Origin of the sequence: Actinomyces graevenitzii C83 (assembly GCF_000239695.1) — a bacterium.
Taxonomy (GTDB): Bacteria; Actinomycetota; Actinomycetes; order Actinomycetales; family Actinomycetaceae; genus Actinomyces; species Actinomyces graevenitzii.
The window spans coordinates 1,609,183-1,625,446 of sequence record NZ_JH470338.1; the positions used below are offsets into that span (position 1 = coordinate 1,609,183).

The 16,264-nt window shown below is 59.0% G+C and carries 15 protein-coding genes; 13 read left to right on the forward strand and 2 right to left on the reverse strand.

Annotated features, from left to right (window positions below; genetic code table 11):
• Positions 1-287: 287 nt before the first annotated feature.
• From rpmH to HMPREF0045_RS06875, 13 genes are all read left to right on the forward strand, one after another.
• Positions 288-425, forward strand: coding sequence for a 50S ribosomal protein L34 (gene rpmH, locus HMPREF0045_RS06815; protein WP_005986805.1), 138 nt, complete (start codon positions 288-290; stop codon positions 423-425).
• A 3-nt stretch (positions 426-428) separates the two neighbouring features.
• Entirely contained in the window at positions 429-824 is a 396-nt protein-coding gene (gene rnpA, locus HMPREF0045_RS10190; protein WP_005986807.1) for a ribonuclease P protein component, read from the forward strand.
• Complete coding sequence (gene yidD, locus HMPREF0045_RS06825) at positions 817-1,137, forward strand: membrane protein insertion efficiency factor YidD (RefSeq protein ID WP_005986809.1); 321 nt, start codon at positions 817-819, stop codon at positions 1,135-1,137. The genes rnpA and yidD overlap by 8 nt, the downstream gene beginning before the upstream one ends.
• 18 nt (positions 1,138-1,155) lie before the next feature.
• The gene (gene yidC, locus HMPREF0045_RS06830) at positions 1,156-2,310 is read left to right on the forward strand and encodes a membrane protein insertase YidC (RefSeq protein ID WP_005986811.1); all 1,155 of its coding nucleotides are present in this window, start codon (positions 1,156-1,158) and stop codon (positions 2,308-2,310) included.
• Between the two features lie 51 nt (positions 2,311-2,361).
• The gene (locus HMPREF0045_RS06835; RefSeq protein ID WP_005986814.1) at positions 2,362-3,033 is read left to right on the forward strand and encodes a Jag family protein; all 672 of its coding nucleotides are present in this window, start codon (positions 2,362-2,364) and stop codon (positions 3,031-3,033) included.
• A 1-nt stretch (position 3,034) separates the two neighbouring features.
• Positions 3,035-3,739, forward strand: a complete 705-nt coding sequence (gene rsmG / locus HMPREF0045_RS06840) for a 16S rRNA (guanine(527)-N(7))-methyltransferase RsmG (protein ID WP_005986816.1) — start codon at positions 3,035-3,037, stop codon at positions 3,737-3,739.
• A 592-nt stretch (positions 3,740-4,331) separates the two neighbouring features.
• Positions 4,332-5,240, forward strand: coding sequence for a ParA family protein (locus tag HMPREF0045_RS06845; protein WP_005986819.1), 909 nt, complete (start codon positions 4,332-4,334; stop codon positions 5,238-5,240).
• Between the two features lies 1 nt (position 5,241).
• Positions 5,242-6,447: a ParB/RepB/Spo0J family partition protein gene (locus tag HMPREF0045_RS06850; RefSeq protein ID WP_005986821.1), complete on the forward strand. Its 1,206-nt coding sequence runs from the start codon at positions 5,242-5,244 to the stop codon at positions 6,445-6,447.
• 471 nt (positions 6,448-6,918) lie between these two features.
• Positions 6,919-7,518, forward strand: coding sequence for an MptD family putative ECF transporter S component (locus HMPREF0045_RS06855; RefSeq protein ID WP_005986823.1), 600 nt, complete (start codon positions 6,919-6,921; stop codon positions 7,516-7,518).
• Positions 7,511-8,287 (forward strand): energy-coupling factor transporter transmembrane component T family protein, encoded by a 777-nt coding sequence (locus HMPREF0045_RS06860; RefSeq protein WP_005986825.1) that lies wholly within the window; start codon positions 7,511-7,513, stop codon positions 8,285-8,287. Before HMPREF0045_RS06855 ends, HMPREF0045_RS06860 begins: the two co-directional genes overlap by 8 nt.
• Positions 8,284-9,900: an ABC transporter ATP-binding protein gene (locus tag HMPREF0045_RS11070; protein WP_005986828.1), complete on the forward strand. Its 1,617-nt coding sequence runs from the start codon at positions 8,284-8,286 to the stop codon at positions 9,898-9,900. Before HMPREF0045_RS06860 ends, HMPREF0045_RS11070 begins: the two co-directional genes overlap by 4 nt.
• Positions 9,897-11,732, forward strand: coding sequence for an ABC transporter ATP-binding protein (locus HMPREF0045_RS06870; RefSeq protein WP_005986830.1), 1,836 nt, complete (start codon positions 9,897-9,899; stop codon positions 11,730-11,732). The genes HMPREF0045_RS11070 and HMPREF0045_RS06870 overlap by 4 nt, the downstream gene beginning before the upstream one ends.
• Before the next feature lies 1 nt (position 11,733).
• Positions 11,734-13,533: an ABC transporter ATP-binding protein gene (locus tag HMPREF0045_RS06875; RefSeq protein ID WP_005986832.1), complete on the forward strand. Its 1,800-nt coding sequence runs from the start codon at positions 11,734-11,736 to the stop codon at positions 13,531-13,533.
• A 114-nt stretch (positions 13,534-13,647) separates the two neighbouring features.
• On the opposite strand, the gene brnQ is transcribed toward HMPREF0045_RS06875, so the two are convergent.
• Together brnQ and HMPREF0045_RS06885 are read right to left on the reverse strand one after the other, a co-directional pair.
• Positions 13,648-15,015 carry a branched-chain amino acid transport system II carrier protein gene (gene brnQ, locus HMPREF0045_RS06880; protein WP_005986834.1) on the reverse strand — a complete coding sequence of 456 codons (1,368 nt, stop codon included), beginning with the start codon at positions 15,013-15,015 and terminating at the stop codon, positions 13,648-13,650.
• Positions 15,016-15,214: 199 nt separating this feature from the next.
• Positions 15,215-16,186, reverse strand: a complete 972-nt coding sequence (locus tag HMPREF0045_RS06885) for a D-alanine--D-alanine ligase family protein (RefSeq protein ID WP_005986836.1) — start codon at positions 16,184-16,186, stop codon at positions 15,215-15,217.
• Positions 16,187-16,264 lie beyond the last annotated feature (78 nt).

Here is a 16,264-nt window from a genome sequence, read left to right on the forward strand (position 1 = left end):
GCATGTATTTTCCTGTGGATAACGTGGGGTTATCCACATGCTGTGGGGTAGTGTTTTGCGCAGGTGTGGAGAAGAAAATGGGTAAAATCACCCCCGGATGTAGGCAGCCTCACGGCAAAGATGCTTTGACCGGTGGGTGTAAGACCATATAACGTTAATTAGTCGTACGTGTACATGCGGGTTCCGCTCAGAGGATCCAGTGCACGTGACCTCATCAAAATGGTGAGGTGCCACAAACTTTCGTGCGGCCATCCGGGCGCGCGATATAGACCTAGCAGGAGTACCCCGTGAGCAAGCGGACCTTTCAGCCGAACAACCGTCGCCGCGCCAAGGTGCACGGCTTCCGCCACCGTATGAGCACCCGCGCCGGTCGCGCCGTCCTGGCTGCGCGTCGTCGCAAGGGTCGCGCTCGCCTCGCTGCCTGAGACATGCTCAGTGCGCCGCATCGGATGCTGCGCAGCGAAGACTTCGCGGCTGCAGTTAAAGGCGGCGTGCGCAGCGGTAACCGCGCGCTGGTGGTTCATTTGAACGCCGACGATGACGGAGATAACTCTCCTGCACTCGTCGGCGTTGTTGTGCCCAAAAAGCAGGTTGCCCGCGCCACCCACCGCAATCGCATTAAGCGGCGTCTGCGCGCCCTGTTAGCTGCCCGAGTGGACCTATTGCCTGCCGGTTCGCGCCTGGTGGTGCGTGGTTTAGCAGGTGCCGACGGCGCCTCTAGCCAGCAGTTAGCCCGCCAGCTTGATCGGGCTTTGGCCCGGGTAGGAGTAGCGGTGCCTCAGTCTGTGTCGGGCCAGCTAGCGCCAGGCGGTGAAAGTGTTTAAGCGTTTGGTGCTGGCCCCCATTGGCTGGTACCGCAAGTACATTTCCCCAGCTATAGCGCCGCGTTGCCGCTACTATCCCAGCTGTTCCACCTACGCCGTCGAGGCTATTGAAGTACACGGAGTTTTTAAGGGATTAGCGTTGAGCGCGTGGCGCATTTTGCGTTGCAATCCCTATAGCCGTGGCGGCGTGGATCATGTGCCCGAGGTGGGGCACTGGCGTTACGCCTACCCCAAAGATGTAGCCCGCTTCCAGGTGCCTAGTGCGTCTGCGGGCCAAGATGCGCCGCAGACGCGGCAAGGCCAGCTTGGCTGACCATAAAAGGAGAGTTTAATGGACGGACTGCTAATGCCACTGAAGGTGGCCGAAGCTTGGGTGATGGTTACCATCCACAAGCTGCTGGTTGCCATCGGTATGAGTGATGGACCCGGCCCTGCCTGGGTGCTGTCAATCGTAGGCCTAACCGTAGCGGTGCGAGTGCTGATCATGCCGCTGTTTGTGAAGCAGATTCGCTCTTCACGCGGTATGCAAGCCATGCAGCCTGAGCTGCGCGCCCTGCAGAACAAGTACAAGGGTAAGAAAGACCCCGCATCGCAGGAGCGTATGCGTGAAGAAATGATGGCGCTGTACCGCAAGCACGGTACCAACCCGCTGTCTTCATGCTTGCCGATGCTGATCCAGATACCGATCTTCTTCGCGCTATTCCGTGTGCTGGCTCGCCTGCAGGAAATCGCTAACTCTGCCGGTAGCGCCCACCCGGTAAAGATTGGTCCGCTAACTCCCGCCTTGGCAGCGGATGTGCAGGCCTCCAGCCTGTTTGGGGCGCCGCTGAGCTCTTCCTTTATGAATGGCAGCTCTGCCACCGTAAAGATCGTGACCATGGTGCTGATCGTGCTGATGACTGCCACGCAGTTCTACACCATGCACCAGCTGACCATGAAGAACATGCCTAAGTCAGTTACCGAATCTGACAACCCGGCTATGCGTAGCCAGCGCATGATGATGTACGGTATGCCGCTGATCTTCTTCATTACCGGCCCTCAGTTCCAGGTTGGTGTGTTGATCTACTGGCTGGTTTCCAACGTATGGACCATGGGTCAGCAGTGGTGGACTATCCGCAATATGCCCGCAGTTGGCTCTGAAGCCTACAAGAAGCGCCAGGAGCGCCGTCGTCGTAAGGGCCTGCCGCCCGACGACGAAAAGAAATCCGCAGCCGGCAGTGAGGACGAAGCGGCGTCGTCGGGGCCTGGACAGCGAGTCCAGCCGGTACGTAACAACCGCAAGAAAAAGAAGAACCGCACCGCCTCCACCGCTGAGCAGCGCTACGCTGAGCGCGCCCGCGAACGCCAGCAGGCTTTTGACGCCAGCGGCGCTAAGGATGGCGACGCTAAGGATACTGGCGGGGCTGCTAGCGCTAAGAGCGGCAACAAGCCTGGCGGCTCCAAGAAGAAAAAGGGTTCTAAGGGCGGTAACTCCGCTAAGAAGTAGTTCTTATAAAACTAATAAGACTTAGTTATAACTAGTGGAAGGAGTTTTCTGGTGAGCCAGGAAACCGTCAAGCAGCTTGAGGAAGAAGGCGAAGTCGGCGCTGACTACCTAGAAGAGCTACTGGATATTGCCGATCTAGGCGGGGATATCGATATTGATGTGGATCACGGGCGCGCCTCCGTGGCCATCATCCCCGGCGAGGATGGCGACGAGCGTGAGCTAGCCGCCCTGGTGGGCCGCGACGGTGAGGTGCTTGAAGCCCTCCAGGAGCTGACCCGCCTGGCTGTACAGGCCCGCACCGGTTCGCGTTCGCGCCTAATGCTAGACATCGCTGGTTACCGCGAGGAGCGCCGCCAGCAGCTGACTGCTATCGCCGCTGAGGCGGTTAAGTCTGTGTTGGCTAGCGGCAAGCCGGTAGCGCTGGAGGCCATGAACCCCTTCGAGCGCAAGGTCTGCCACGACGTGGTTGCTAACGCCGGCCTGGTCTCTGAATCTGAGGGGGTAGAGCCGCACCGTCACGTGGTGGTTCTGCCCGTCGACGACGCCGAAGACGAGGTTGACGAGGCTGAAGAGGGCACTGAGGTGGCGGCTGACGCGGCCGACGCGGCTGCCGAAGCCGGGGCCGCTGAAGTTGGCGCCGTCGAGTCCGAGACTGCCGAAGCCAAGGCTGCCGAGTCCGCTGAGACTGTAGACAGCCCGGCCGACGCCGTCGAGGAAGCCTGAAATGAGCCATAACCCCCAGGGGGAGCGCTCCCAGGGTGAGCAGGCCGAGGGCACTCAGGGTCAGCCGGGTGAGCTAGCGGGCCTGCAGGATCTGGAAGTGCCCACCGCCGAAATGCGCGACATGTTCGGCATGGCCTGGTCTGGCCTGGAGCACTACGCCCAGATGCTGGCTGAGGAGGGGCAATTGCGGGGGCTGATCGGCCCGCGCGAGCTACCGCGTCTCTACTCGCGCCACCTGGTTAACAGTGCGGCGGTGGTGCCTTTCCTGCCCAGGCACGGTAGCGTGGCGGATCTAGGTTCAGGCGCGGGGCTGCCCGGAGTGGTGGTGGCCTTGTCTCGTCCGGATCTGGAAGTGACCCTGATTGAGCCGATGGAGCGCCGCTGTGCCTGGCTAGAGCTGGTGGCTGAGGAGCTAGACCTGGACAATGTGCGGGTGTGGCGGGGCCGGGCCGAAGAAATGCGTGAGCGTTTCGATGTGGTGACCGCCCGGGCTGTGGCCAACCTGAGCAAGCTGACCCGCATGGCTTCTCCGCTGATCGCCCCCGGTGGCGTGTTGCTGGCCCTGAAGGGGGAGCAGGCTCAGCGCGAGATTGATGACGCCAAGTACGTTATTAAGAAGGCCAAGCTGCTGCCGGCAGTGCTACATGAAGTGGTTACTAACGACGACGACGTCACCCGCGTGGTGGAGGTGCGTCGGCCCCGCTAAGGCTGGCTCAGGCTAAGGCTGAGTTCAAGCTAAAACTGGACCCAACCAAGGGTGGCCAAATAACGTGAGCGAGGCTCGGGAAACCGGGCCTCGCTTTTGTTTTGAATGCTGTAGGACGTAGTGCGATGAGGTTGATCTAGGGCGCTAAAAACCGCGAACCCCAGTTTCCAAAATTTGGGCATTTTGCGAAGTATAATGTCAAGTTAAGAGTTTTCCCCGCTCACGCAGGGATGATCCGGTTTCCGGAACTGTTTCGCAGGTTACCGATGTGTTTTCCCCGCTCACGCGGGGATGAACCCTGCACTATCAGCCAGTGATTTAACTGATTGCTAACTAGTGGGGCCCGGCAGTGCCGGACCCCACTAGTTTTATGTGCATAGTGAAGTGGCTGCGCTCATCTAGGCGTGGCTTTTATGGCTGTGCTCCAGCAGTTCTACTTGTTAACTGTGTGACTGGTGTGACTGGAGAGGTCAGCCTGTTGCATGTTGTTTCACGTGAAACAACTGTATTATTTTTTGGTGCGCCTGACCTTTGTGAGGGCGTCGATCGCGTAAACTTTAGTCCTGATCTGATCGCACTCGTGAGGAGCAAAGTGTCCGGCTCATCCATTTTCGACCAACTCAAGGCTGATACCACCGCCCTGGAGAAGGTGCGTGAGCTAGGCTTTGCTGCACCCACCCAGACCCGAGTTATCGCCGTCGCTAACCAAAAAGGCGGCGTCGGCAAAACTTCAACTGCGGTAAACGTAGCTGCGGCACTAGCCGAAGCGGGCCTAAGGGTACTGCTTATTGACGCTGACCCGCAGGGTAACGCCTCCACCGCATTCGGGCTGGAACACCCCGAGGGTGAACCTTCCGTCTATGACGTGATAGTGGAAGGTAAACCCATTAGCCAGGTAGCGAAGGTTACCGAGCTAGGGGAGAACCTACAGGTAGTGGTGTCCAATATCGATCTTTCTTCAGTGGAGATTGATCTACTAGAGGCGGTCGGGCGCCAATCACGACTACGCGAAGCAGTTCGCAACTACCTCATTGAGGTAAACCGTAGTGGCGGCAAGCGCGTGGACTACGTGATTATCGACTGCCCGCCCTCACTTGGCATTATCACCATTAACGCTTTCGTGGCCGCCGGTGAAGTGCTAATCCCCATGCAGGCCGAGTACTACGCCCTTGAAGGCTTGGCCCTGCTTACCCGTTCTATCGATCGTATTGCCAAGGTTTACAACCCGGCTCTGCACGTATCGATGATCGCCCTTACCATGTTCGATAAGCGCACCATGTTGGCGCGCGACGTCGAATCCGAGGTGAAAACCTACTTCCCCCACGCCACGCTAGAAACCAAGATTCCTAGGTCGGTTCGTATTGCCGAGGCCCCTTCCTACGGCGAACCGGTGGTCACCTGGGACCCGCGCTCAACCGGCGCGGTGGCATACAAACGACTGGCACAAGAAATTTCAATGCGCGGGATTACCCAGCCCGGCGTCGCTCCTAAGGAAAACTGACATGGCTAAAAACCGTCGAGGGCTAGGTCGTGGCCTCGCCTCATTGATCCCAGAACCCGCCGAGCAAGAAGTTGTTTCCCGTCCTGCGCACAACACCGCTGAGGCTACTGGCACTGATGGCCAGCGCCCCACGGATCTGTTCTTCGCGGGCAGTTCGGAAACTTCCGAGATTGTCACCTCCCTGCTAGCCCCCGCCCCGCGCCGCGATCGAGGCTCTCGTAAAAAGAGTGTTTCACGTGAAACGGTTACTGGCGGCACTCTCTCGTTGGCTAGTGGGTCCGCTGTTTCTAACGACGACGCCGCTGCCGCCGCTGCCGCCACTGAGGGTGCGGAGCCGGTTGAGTTGGTGGATGTGCCCGGCACTAGCTTCGCCGAAATTCCGGTTGACGCGATTGTGCCCAACCGGCGTCAGCCACGGACTTATTTTGATCAGGCAGAAATTGCCGAGCTGTCAGCTTCAATTAAAGAAGTTGGTTTACTACAGCCGATCGTGGTGCGCCCCTGGCCTGAAAGCGAGCCACTGCCCGATGGTGTTTCACGTGAAACGCTGCCTGGTGGACGCGCCTACGAGCTGGTTATGGGTGAGCGGCGTCTGCGCGCCTCGCGCGAGGCTGGCCTGGAAACCATTCCCGCGATTGTGCGTACAACCGCAGACGATGATCTGCTGCGTGACGCCCTGCTGGAAAACCTACACCGCGTCCAGCTGAACCCGCTGGAAGAAGCGGCCGCCTACCAGCAGCTGCTAGACGACTTTGGGTGCACCCAAAGTGAGCTGGCTGAGCGCATTGCCCGCTCCCGCTCCCAGATTGCTAATACATTGCGTCTAATGAAGCTGCCGCCGTCGGTACAAAACCAGCTCACTGACGGCTCCCTGTCTGCTGGTCACGCCCGCGCCCTGCTGGGTCTGCCTGACGCTGAGGCTATGGAAAAACTGGCTGAGCGCATCGTTAACGAGGGTCTGTCGGTGCGCAACACTGAGGAGCAGGTGGCCTTGCAGGTGGACGCCGCTGAGGCGGGGGAGACCAAGGTTAAGGCCCGTAACCGCGCAGTGCTTAACCGTGAGCTTTCCACCAAACTCTCAGGTATTTTCGACGCGCGCGTGAAGGTCACTCAGGGCGCCAAGAAGGGCAAGATCGTCATCGAATTTAGCGGCGGCGAAGACCTAGACCGAATCGTCGGCTCGCTAACTTCAGCCTCCAAAAACTAGCGCCAGTGCCCAGCTGCAGCCTTCTCGCACCTGCGCTGGGTGCCAAGGCGCTGGCGTAGCAGGCGGCGGGGCAGGCGCTTACAAGCCAGCAAGCTGTTTGTCAGCACATCAATCTGCTGACAAACGGGGCGGCCAAGTTCTAACGAACTTGGCCGCCCCTACGTTTTGCTTGTTTCGTTAAACCTTAGCTCGCGAAGATTTAGCGCTTGTGCAGATTTAGTGGCTCAATTTAACTGCTTGTGCAGTTCTAGCAGCTTGCGCAGTTCTAGTGGCTCGTACAGATTTGGCTAGATCCACAATCAGGCTCAGGCTTGCCACTGGTGCCTAGATGCTGGTGCAAGCTAAGAGCGGTCATGCATAGCGTCATTTAGAAAAGCGCAGGTAAAGGGCTAAAAGTCTCATGCGAAAACCTCAAAACAGGGTAACCTAACTTAGGTTATATAAACCTTATCTTCGTGAAGGATCACGATAATGTCTCAGGTTACTGGGTCGGGTGTTACAAAGGCACGCTCGGCCGTCACGATCGGTGCATTCACAGCTGTTTACTTCGTCCTAATGTGGTGCTCGGGAATGCTGGGTTTCTTTGGCCCCGCGTTCATGTTTGTTGGCTGGATTATTGGGCTTATCCTCAACGGGCCGGTCATCATGCTGATGCTGGTGCGCTCACGCATGTTTGGCACGCTCACGATCATGGGAGGCATCGTTGCGCTCCTGATGGTCCTAACCGGCCACTCATGGGTTACCTTGCCGGTTACCCTGGTGCTTGGTTTCCTAGCTGACCTCGTTGCTCGCAGCGGCGGCTACCTAAGCGCATCTCGCAACATCGCGGCATACGTGCTGGTCTCCCTGTGGATGATTGGCCCGCTTGCGCCAATCTTTTTCGCCCCTGACTCCTACTATGCAGATGTTGCCTCCTCAATGGGGCAAGACTACGCCGATAGTATGCGCGCACTCTTTAGCCCCGCAGTGATTGGGGGATGGCTCGTTGCCGCCATGATCATCGCGTTCATCGGCGGGCTCATCGGCCGCTTCCTGCTACGCAAGCACTTCGCTAAGGCCGGCGTTGCCTGAGATTTCGCCGGCCGAGTCCGCCCCCGGTGAGTCGCCAAGCCGGCTGGATCCGCGCACAAAGCTGCTGGCCCTGCTGGTGCTTAACGCGCTGGTTATGCGGGCAAGTCCCACGACGACGCTCATCGCCGTGCAGGTGCTGGCTGTGGCCGCCCTGGCCTGGGAGGTAAGTACCAAGTCTGCGCTGCGTATAGGTTTTGGATGCCTCATCTGCGACGTGATCTACCTGGGCTCTCCCCTCCTGGTTACCTGGATGCAGTCAGCAGCTTGGCCGCATCCCGTGGCGCTCACAATCGGCACCTGCGCGGCAATCATGTACTGGTTTGCGCGTTTCTTCGCGGGCTTCGGCCTGGCCCTGTACGTGTACCGCACCACCAGGATCGGACAGATGAAAGCCGCCCTGCGCGCCATTCACCTGCCGCGCATCTTCGTTGATGCCCTGGTGGTTGCCTTCCGGGTAATCCCCACAGTAGGGGCGGAGGCGGTCGCCATCCGTGAAGCAATGCAGATGCGCGGCGTCGACCTCAGCACACGTGGCGTGCTACGCCACCCACTCGTGATCGCCGAGCAATTCCTAGTGCCACTACTTTCATCCATCGCGCGCGTGGCCGACGACCTAGCGGCCTCCAGCGTGGTTCGCGGCCTAGGCAGCTCTACGCGCCCCACCAGCCTTACGCAGCTACGCGCCACAGGCTGGGACGCACTAGCTCTTGCCTGCATTGCCGCTGTAATTGCCCTTGAATACTGCTGCTACCTGGGAATCCTGCCATGATTGACGTTGCATCCCTATCTTTCTCCTACGTAAGTGAACTAACGGGAGACCGCGTAGAAGCCTTGAAAGACGTGGATCTGTCAGCTGACGCCGGCAGCCTCACCCTGGTCTGCGGGGCCTCAGGCTGCGGCAAATCAACCCTCATGAAGGCACTAACCGGCCTGGTCCCACAAATGACTCCAGGTGAGTTAGACGGGGTGGTGCGTATCAACGGACGCAACCTCGCCGACGTCGCCCTAACCGACGTCGGACATCTATGCTCCTCAGTCTTTCAAAACCCCCGCACCCAGTTCTTCTGCGACACAGTTGCCGAAGAACTAGCCTTCTGCGGAGAAAACTATGGCCGCGAGCGCGCCACACTGCGCCAGCAAAGCGAACGTGCCGCCAAGCTCATGGGCATCAGCCACCTGCTGGAGCGCAAGCTTGCAACCCTCTCGGGTGGGCAGCTGCAGAAGGTGGCGTTGGCCTGCGCACTGGCCAGCGGCGCCCCCGTACTGCTGGCAGATGAGCCCACCTCAAACCTGGACCCCGCCGCGATTAGTGAGGTGCGCGAGGCCCTGAAAGTACTTAAAGAGCAGGGCCTGACGATTGTTGTCGTTGAGCACCGCCTGCACTTCCTGCGCGACCTGGCTGATCAGGTGCTGCTCATGGAAGGCGGTAGGGTGACGCGGCGCTGGAGTGGCGCGGAGTTCTTCTCCATGGGGCAGGCGCAGCGTCGCTCGTTGGGGCTGCGCACGCTTGTGGACCCTGGCCCGCCCGAAACCTGGGTGGGGCAGGGCCAGGTGGGCCGCCAGGAAAATCAGGTGGGGCAGGGCCAGGTGGGCTGCCAGGAAAAACAGGCGGGGCAGGGCCAGGTGGGCTGCCAGGAAAATCAGGCGGGGCAGGGCCAGGCGGGCCGCCAGGAAAAACAGACGGGCCGCTGGGCAAATCAGGTGGGCCGACAGGAAAATAGGGAAGCCGCCGCAAACCCGGTGCGCCTGTCATGTCGGGGGCTGAGCTTTGCCTACGGTGCCAGCCCTGTTTTTGAAGGGCTCGACGCCGACTTTCCAGCTGGGCAGATCACCTGCATTGCGGGAGCCAACGGCGTCGGCAAAACCACCCTAGTGCGGGTGCTGTGCGGGCTAGCCGCCCCCAGCTCAGGCAGCATCAGCATGGATGGCGTGCCCGCCTCACGCAAAACCCGGCGCTCGGCCTGCGCCCTAGTCATGCAAGACACCGGCCGCCAACTTTTTTCCGACACCCTCGCCGGGGAGCTAACAATTGGCGCCTCACACGCCAGCGGACAAAGTGGGGAACAACTACTGGCTGATTTCGACCTAGCTAACCTAGGCGAGCGCCACCCACTGAGCCTATCGGGTGGGCAAAAACAGCGCCTGGTTATCGCCGCCGCCCGCGCAACCGGTAGACCCATCGTCATCCTCGACGAACCCACCTCAGGGGTGGACGCCAGGCACCTAGATTCAATCACCGCCACCCTGCGGCGCATCGCGGACGAGGGGGCCGCCGTCGTCGTTGTTACCCACGACGGCGAGTTTGCCGCAGCCTGCGCAGACCGACTAATCACGCTCACAGCGACGGGCATCAACTGCGCCCGCGAAGGAGACCAACAATGACCACCAACCAAGACGAGAGCAAGGCAGTGCAAACTGCCTGCTTATGTGAAGTGCAGGGCAGTGCACAAAACAGCCAGGGCACGCAGGGCGACGATCCACGCGCCGCCTACCTGGCAGGCAAACGCGCCTTCAAAGAGCTAACCGCCCCAATTCGTAAATCCATGATCATTGCCCAGGTACTCGGGGTTCTCTATGGGGCGCTCGCGGTGGCCCCCTACGTTATCCTCGTTCAACTTGGACAGGTGCTGCTGGATGCCGCCCGGGCGGGTGTATCACCTGATCGCGGTGAGGTTATGGACCTACTGATGTGGCTTATCAGTGCCTTTGGGGCCCGCTACGGAATCTACTTTGTGGCCGTGACTGTCACTCACTTCGCGGACCTGCGTTTTGGGCACATCGTGCGCTCTCGCATGGTTAAAGTTTTATCCGGTGCCCCCCTAGCCTGGTTTACCTCCACTAACTCAGGGACCGTGCGCAAAGCCATCCAGGACGACACACACGACGTACACACTGTTATCGCCCACGCGCCCGTCGAATCTACCGCTGCCATCAGCGCGCCGATCTCTTTAGTTATCTACGCCTTCATTGTTGACTGGCGACTTGGACTCCTCTCGATTGCCACCATCCCTATCTATGGCCTCATATATGCCTGGATGCTGGCAGGTATGGGGGATAAGACAGCGCAGATGGACCGTCACCTCACGCGCGTGTCAGCCACCATGGTTGAGTTCGTCTCCGGCATCAGCGTGGTTAAAGCCTTCGGCACTGTGGGGCGCTCACACCAGCGTTTCACCCAGGCTGCTGAGGAATATTCACGCTTCTACCGCGAGTGGTGCGACCCTATGCTGAAGGGCTCCGCATTGGGGCAGGCCAGTGTGTCTCCCTCCTTGATTCTGCTCATTTCGACGGCGGGAGGGGCGGCGCTGGCGGGCACGGGTGCAGTCAGCCCGGTTCAGGTCATCACCTGTGCGCTCATTGCCTTGGTTATCCCGGCGGCCATCGAGGTGCTGGGAACGACGGCTTGGGCCTATCAGATAGCGGGTGCTGCTGCGCTGCGTATCGTTAACCTGCTTTCTGTGAAGCCCCTGCCCGCCACTGGCACTTTGGTGCCTGAAGCGGCGGATATTGAGATCGACGACGTCTGCTTCTCTTACGGCCCTACGCTCGCCTTAGATCATGTAAGTTTGCGCGTGCCCGAAGGTAGTATCACTGCGCTGGTGGGTTCTTCTGGTTCTGGTAAGTCCACCCTGGCCACACTGGTTGCGCGCTTTGCTGACCCGGACCAAGGCAGGATCCGTATTGGTGGCGTAGATCTGCGCGACGTCGACCCAAATGCGCTCTACAAGCATGTCTCGTTTGTGCTTCAAGACCCGCAGCTTCTTGATATTTCCGTGCGTGAAAATATTGCGCTCGGTATGCCCGAGGCCAGTGACGAGGCAATCTGGGCTGCTGCTAAAGCTGCCTGCATAGATGATTATGTGCGCGGCCTACCTCAAGGTCTTAACGCCGTTATTGGCCAGGATGCGCATCCTTCAGGCGGCCAAGCTCAGCGTATTGCGATTGCACGCGCCCTGCTTGTAGACGCCCCCATCCTTGTACTTGATGAGGCCACCGCCTTCACAGACCCGGAGGCTGAGGCCGATATCCAGGCGGCCCTGACCCGACTGGTCCAAGGCAAGACCGTTCTGGTGATCGCCCACCGTGCTACCTCAATTGCCGGCGTCGATCAGATTGCCATCCTTGAGGCGGGACGTCTCATTGCGCACGGCACCCACGAGCAACTCGCCGACCACCCATACATGCGTCGCATGAGCGCAGTGAAAGGACACTGACATGTTTGAGCTTATATCACGACTGCGTGAACCACTTTCTGCTGCGGGACGCACTAATTTCAGGCAGGTGACGGCGCTTTCCTGCATTGTTGGCGTGGTTAGAGGTTTATCCCTGATCGCGTTCATCCCGGCCGCAATTGCCTTAACTTCAGGGCGTCCAGCCTGGGGCATGAACCTAACTGCCTGGCTCATCGTACTGGCGTTGTGCGCGCTAGCTTCATTCATCACTGAATACCTGCTAGCTATGCGATCCTATATGGTCTCCTTCGACTTCCTGTCCAACATGCACCGCGCAATCGGTGACAAGGTGGCTTCCCTGCCGCTGGGCTCTTTCCGGGCGGACACGGCCGGAAAGATGTCACGCCTGGTTTCACGTGAACTAATGCTGTTAGGCGAGATGTTCGCGCACATGTATTCGCCCTTCATCGCTGCGATCGTCACTTCACTGACGATGCTTGTGGGTATCACTGTGTTCTCACCGGCTCTGGGGCTAGTGTGTGTGCTAGCCATTCCCGTCATCGCTGGGGGAGTGTGCGTAGCCCGCGCCTGCCTGAATTCCGGGTCTGCGCTTAAAGAGCCTCCCGCCCAAGAGTTGTCTCACCGCATCGTAGAGTATGCAACCAAGCAGGGGGCCCTGCGCGCGTGCGGGCGCTCCAGCTCATATGAGCCGCTTGAGCGGGCCGAGGACACCTATGGGAAAGCCGCGCGGCGTTCACTGATACGTGAAACCGTCGGTCAGGTGGTCAACGGAATGGCCGCTCAGGTGGTAGTGGTTTCACTGATTATTGCGATTGGTCTGTTGGCAGTGGGCGGTAGCGTCAGCCCTGTGGAGGCGATCGTCTCGATTGGTCTGCTTTTGCGCTTTACACAGATCCTCGTCGATATTGGGATGCTAGCCTCCGCCTTTGAAACCCGCCGCCCAGTGTTGGATCTAAGCCACGAGGTCCTTAGCGCCCCCGAACTGCCAATCCTTCCAGCCAGCCCCGATCAGGACCCGGCCAGTTCCAATCATGATCCGTTCAGCTCCGATCAGGACCCGGCCTGCTCTGATTCCGCTGTGGCCCTTACTGACGTGTCCTTCGCCTACGAGGCCGACCACCCCGTCCTGCGCGGCGTCTCCTTCCAGGTTGCGCCGGGCACCATGACGGCGATCGTGGGCCCCTCAGGTTGTGGTAAGACCACTATCGCGCGCCTGGTTGCTCGCTTCTACGACGTCGACGCCGGCAGCGTGAGCGTGAGGGGACGCGACGTACGCCAATGGGACACTGCCCAGCTCATGGCCCAGCTGTCGCTAGTCTTCCAGGATGTATATCTTTTCGATGACACACTCGAAGCTAACGTACGCATTGGTAGAGCCGATGCCAGCGACGACGACGTTAAAGAAGCAGCCCGCCTAAGCGGCGTCGACGAAATCGTTGAGCGCCTACCACTAGGGTGGAAAACCCGTGTAGGTGAAGGAGGCCGCGCCCTATCGGGCGGCGAACGTCAACGCGTCTCCATTGCCCGCGCCCTACTCAAAGCCGCCCCCATTGTTCTCTTCGACGAGGCCACCAGCGCACTGGACCTCGAAAACGAAAACCGCATCACCGAGGCCATGGGTGCGCTACGACGCAACGCCACCCTCATTGTCATCGCCCATAAACTCGACACCATTACCGCCGCAGACCAGATCGTTGTGCTTGACCACGCTGGCCGCGTAGCTCAGGTAGGCACACACGCCGAGCTCTATAGCCAAAGCGATGGACAATACCGGGCCTTCTGGCAGGCCCGCAGTCGGGCAGCCGGATGGAAGCTGGTCTAAACCGGGCGGAGACTGGTCTAAAAACCCGGTGGAGACTGGTCTAAAACCATCTCCAATTGAGGCTGATCAAAAAAGCACTCCCGCGAGCCATGGCTCGCGGGAGTTTTGCTGATCTTAGGCTTTGGCGCGTGATAGATCCACAATCAAACCCAAGCCTGCCACCAATGCCGTAGGCAGGATCCAGCCTAGCTGCGCACCCTGGCCGGGGGAGAGAGCCAGCAAGTCAGTTAGCAGCGTTGGCATGTTTTTAACATGCTCACTGGCAAAGGTAAGCGCTGACCATAAGGTTGCGCCCCACGCAGCGAAAGTGAACATGAAATTACTGCGCAGACGCAACGCGTGGCTGAGCAAAGTCGCAAACACCAAAGCAATCGCAATGGGGTACAGGAAAGTAATCAGCGGAGCTGAGATCTTAAGCAGAGTCTCCAAACCATAGCTAGCAAAGGCGAAACCAATCACCGCAAAAACAATCAGCAACGCCCGGTAACTAAGCTTTGGAATAAGCCGATTAAAGAACTCAGCAGAGGCTGCCAACAAGCCCACCGCCGTCGTCATACAAGCCAACAACACCGTCAAACCATAGGCATACCTACCAACCGACCCCATAGTCAGTGCCGACGCATCCGAAAGCAGGGCGGCGCCGTCGCTATAACTAGCCCCATTAGGCATTAACTGACCCACAAAACCCAAGCCCACATAAACTGTGGCCAGCAGGGCGCCAGCGATCAGCGCGGCAATGCCGGTGTGGGTGGTGGCCCCCGAGCGGGAAATGCCGGTGCGGCCAAAAGTGAAGGCGTTAACCACCACGATACCGAAAGCCAAAGCAGCTACAGAGTCCATCGTCATATAGCCGGATAACAAACCGGCATTAATCGGCTGCGTGGTGTAATCACCCTGGGGAGCGCCAGGGCTGGTCTCAAAGACACTCAGCGCGCGCGTCACCAACAGAACCAGCAGTAGCAGCAAGGCCGGGGTGAGGATCTTACCCAAGTAATTAACCACCTTGCCTTCACGCCAGCAAAGCAGTACTGCCACGGTGAAAAACACAGCGTTGAAAATAATCGAAGGCAAAATACCTTCGCTATTAATAATCGGTTTTATAGCGGTTGAATAGCTAACCGCACCGGTACGCGGCACGCCGTAAATAGCGCCAATCGACAAATACACTGCCGAAGGGAAAATAACCCCAAACACCTTACCGGCGCGCGAGGAAAGATCGCGCAGGTCAGCTCCGGCCACCGCAATAGCAAAAACAGAAATAACCGGTAGTAGTACGCCACCGATCAAAAAGCCGGTAATTGCGGGAGTGAAGGCAGTGCCCGCCTGGGCGCCCATCACTGGTGGGAAGATCAGGTTTCCGGCTCCGAAGAACATCGAAAACAGCATCAGTGACACGGCAATAAGCGAGACTTTACCGGCCTGCTTGGACTTATGCGGTTCAGCGCTAGGCGGTGAAAGAGTGTGAGCTGATTTAGCTGCCATAGCGTTTAGGTCTTTCGTCTAGAAGATATTCGATAGGACAAGTCTTGCAGTCTAGACAAATATCTACCAGGCCTACTTTACTAAATACCAAATTTCAGGGTGGCTGGGGTGCAGGCAAAAAATGTTGGGGGTGAGTGTTTCACGTGAAACACTCACCCCCAACGCAGGCTATGTAGTCGGTATTTTGCGGCGCTAGCGGCTACTGGGCGTCCTGGCCCTCGCCCTGATAGTTGTTGTAGGCGGCTAACACCAGCTGCTGGCACAGCTGCGTGAAGTTACCATCCACCTCAGCTGCCAGCGGCAGCAGCGAAGTCTCAGTCATGCCCGGCACCACGTTCACGTCAATGAACCAAGGCGTGCCCTCGGCGTCGACAATAAAGTCAGAGCGCGACAGCGCCCCTAAACCTAAAGTCTCGTGAACCTTCACCGCCGCCTCACGCACGGCGTCGTCACGCGCCTGATCTAAACGTGCGGGCACAAAAAACTCACTACGCCCAGGGTTGTAGCGGGCATCGTAGTCGTAGGAGCCGTCAGTAACAATCTCCACCGTAGGCAGGGCCCGAGCTACGCCGTCGCCGTCACGCACCACCGAAACGGAAGCCTCCACGCCCTCCACAAACACCTCAATCAAGGCGTTGTCAGAATAGGCGAAACACTCCACCATCGCAGAACGCAGCGAGTCGACGTCGTCGGCATAAGAAACCCCCAGTGCCGAGCCGCCCTGGAACGGCTTAACCACCAGCGGCAGACCCAGGTGCGCAATCACCAAATCCAGCAGCTCATTGGCGCCCAGCTGGTTGAAGAAAGACTGCGGCAAGGTCAACGAATCAGGCGTGGCCACACCCGCCGTACGCACCCCAGCCTTAGCGGTGGGCTTGTAGCTAGCGCGCTGGCAGCCATCGGAGTGCGTGCCCACAAACGGCACCTCCAGGGCTAACAGGATGTTTTGCAAACTGCCATCCTCGCCCGTGGAGCCGTGCACCAGCGGCCACACTACATCCGGGTTGTAGCTGCGCAAAGACGCCAGCATAGAGGCGTCAGGGCAGAAAGTATTAACTTCGTGGCCGGCCTCGCGCAGCGCCCTAGCTACGCGGTGAGCCGAGCGCAGCGAAACCTCACGCTCATGGTTGAGGCCGCCGGCAATGATGGCCACACGCAATTGCTGTGTCATGAAAGGCCTTTCTATACGGCTAAAAATTTAAATAGGGGTAAGCGGAGTCCGGGTGTCCGGTGACGGTCCCGCACTGAC

Excerpts from the sequence above, each read along its gene's own strand:
- rnpA (WP_005986807.1), top strand. The coding sequence starts at position 429 with ATGCTCAGTGCGCCGCATCGGATGCTGCGCAGCGAAGACTTCGCGGCT.
- yidC (WP_005986811.1), top strand. The coding sequence starts at position 1,156 with ATGGACGGACTGCTAATGCCACTGAAGGTGGCCGAAGCTTGGGTGATG.
- rsmG (WP_005986816.1), top strand. The coding sequence starts at position 3,035 with ATGAGCCATAACCCCCAGGGGGAGCGCTCCCAGGGTGAGCAGGCCGAG.
- HMPREF0045_RS06850 (WP_005986821.1), top strand. The coding sequence starts at position 5,242 with ATGGCTAAAAACCGTCGAGGGCTAGGTCGTGGCCTCGCCTCATTGATC.
- HMPREF0045_RS06855 (WP_005986823.1), top strand. The coding sequence starts at position 6,919 with ATGTCTCAGGTTACTGGGTCGGGTGTTACAAAGGCACGCTCGGCCGTC.
- HMPREF0045_RS11070 (WP_005986828.1), top strand. The coding sequence starts at position 8,284 with ATGATTGACGTTGCATCCCTATCTTTCTCCTACGTAAGTGAACTAACG.
- HMPREF0045_RS06870 (WP_005986830.1), top strand. The coding sequence starts at position 9,897 with ATGACCACCAACCAAGACGAGAGCAAGGCAGTGCAAACTGCCTGCTTA.
- HMPREF0045_RS06875 (WP_005986832.1), top strand. The coding sequence starts at position 11,734 with ATGTTTGAGCTTATATCACGACTGCGTGAACCACTTTCTGCTGCGGGA.
- brnQ (WP_005986834.1), bottom strand. The coding sequence starts at position 15,015 with ATGGCAGCTAAATCAGCTCACACTCTTTCACCGCCTAGCGCTGAACCG.
- HMPREF0045_RS06885 (WP_005986836.1), bottom strand. The coding sequence starts at position 16,186 with ATGACACAGCAATTGCGTGTGGCCATCATTGCCGGCGGCCTCAACCAT.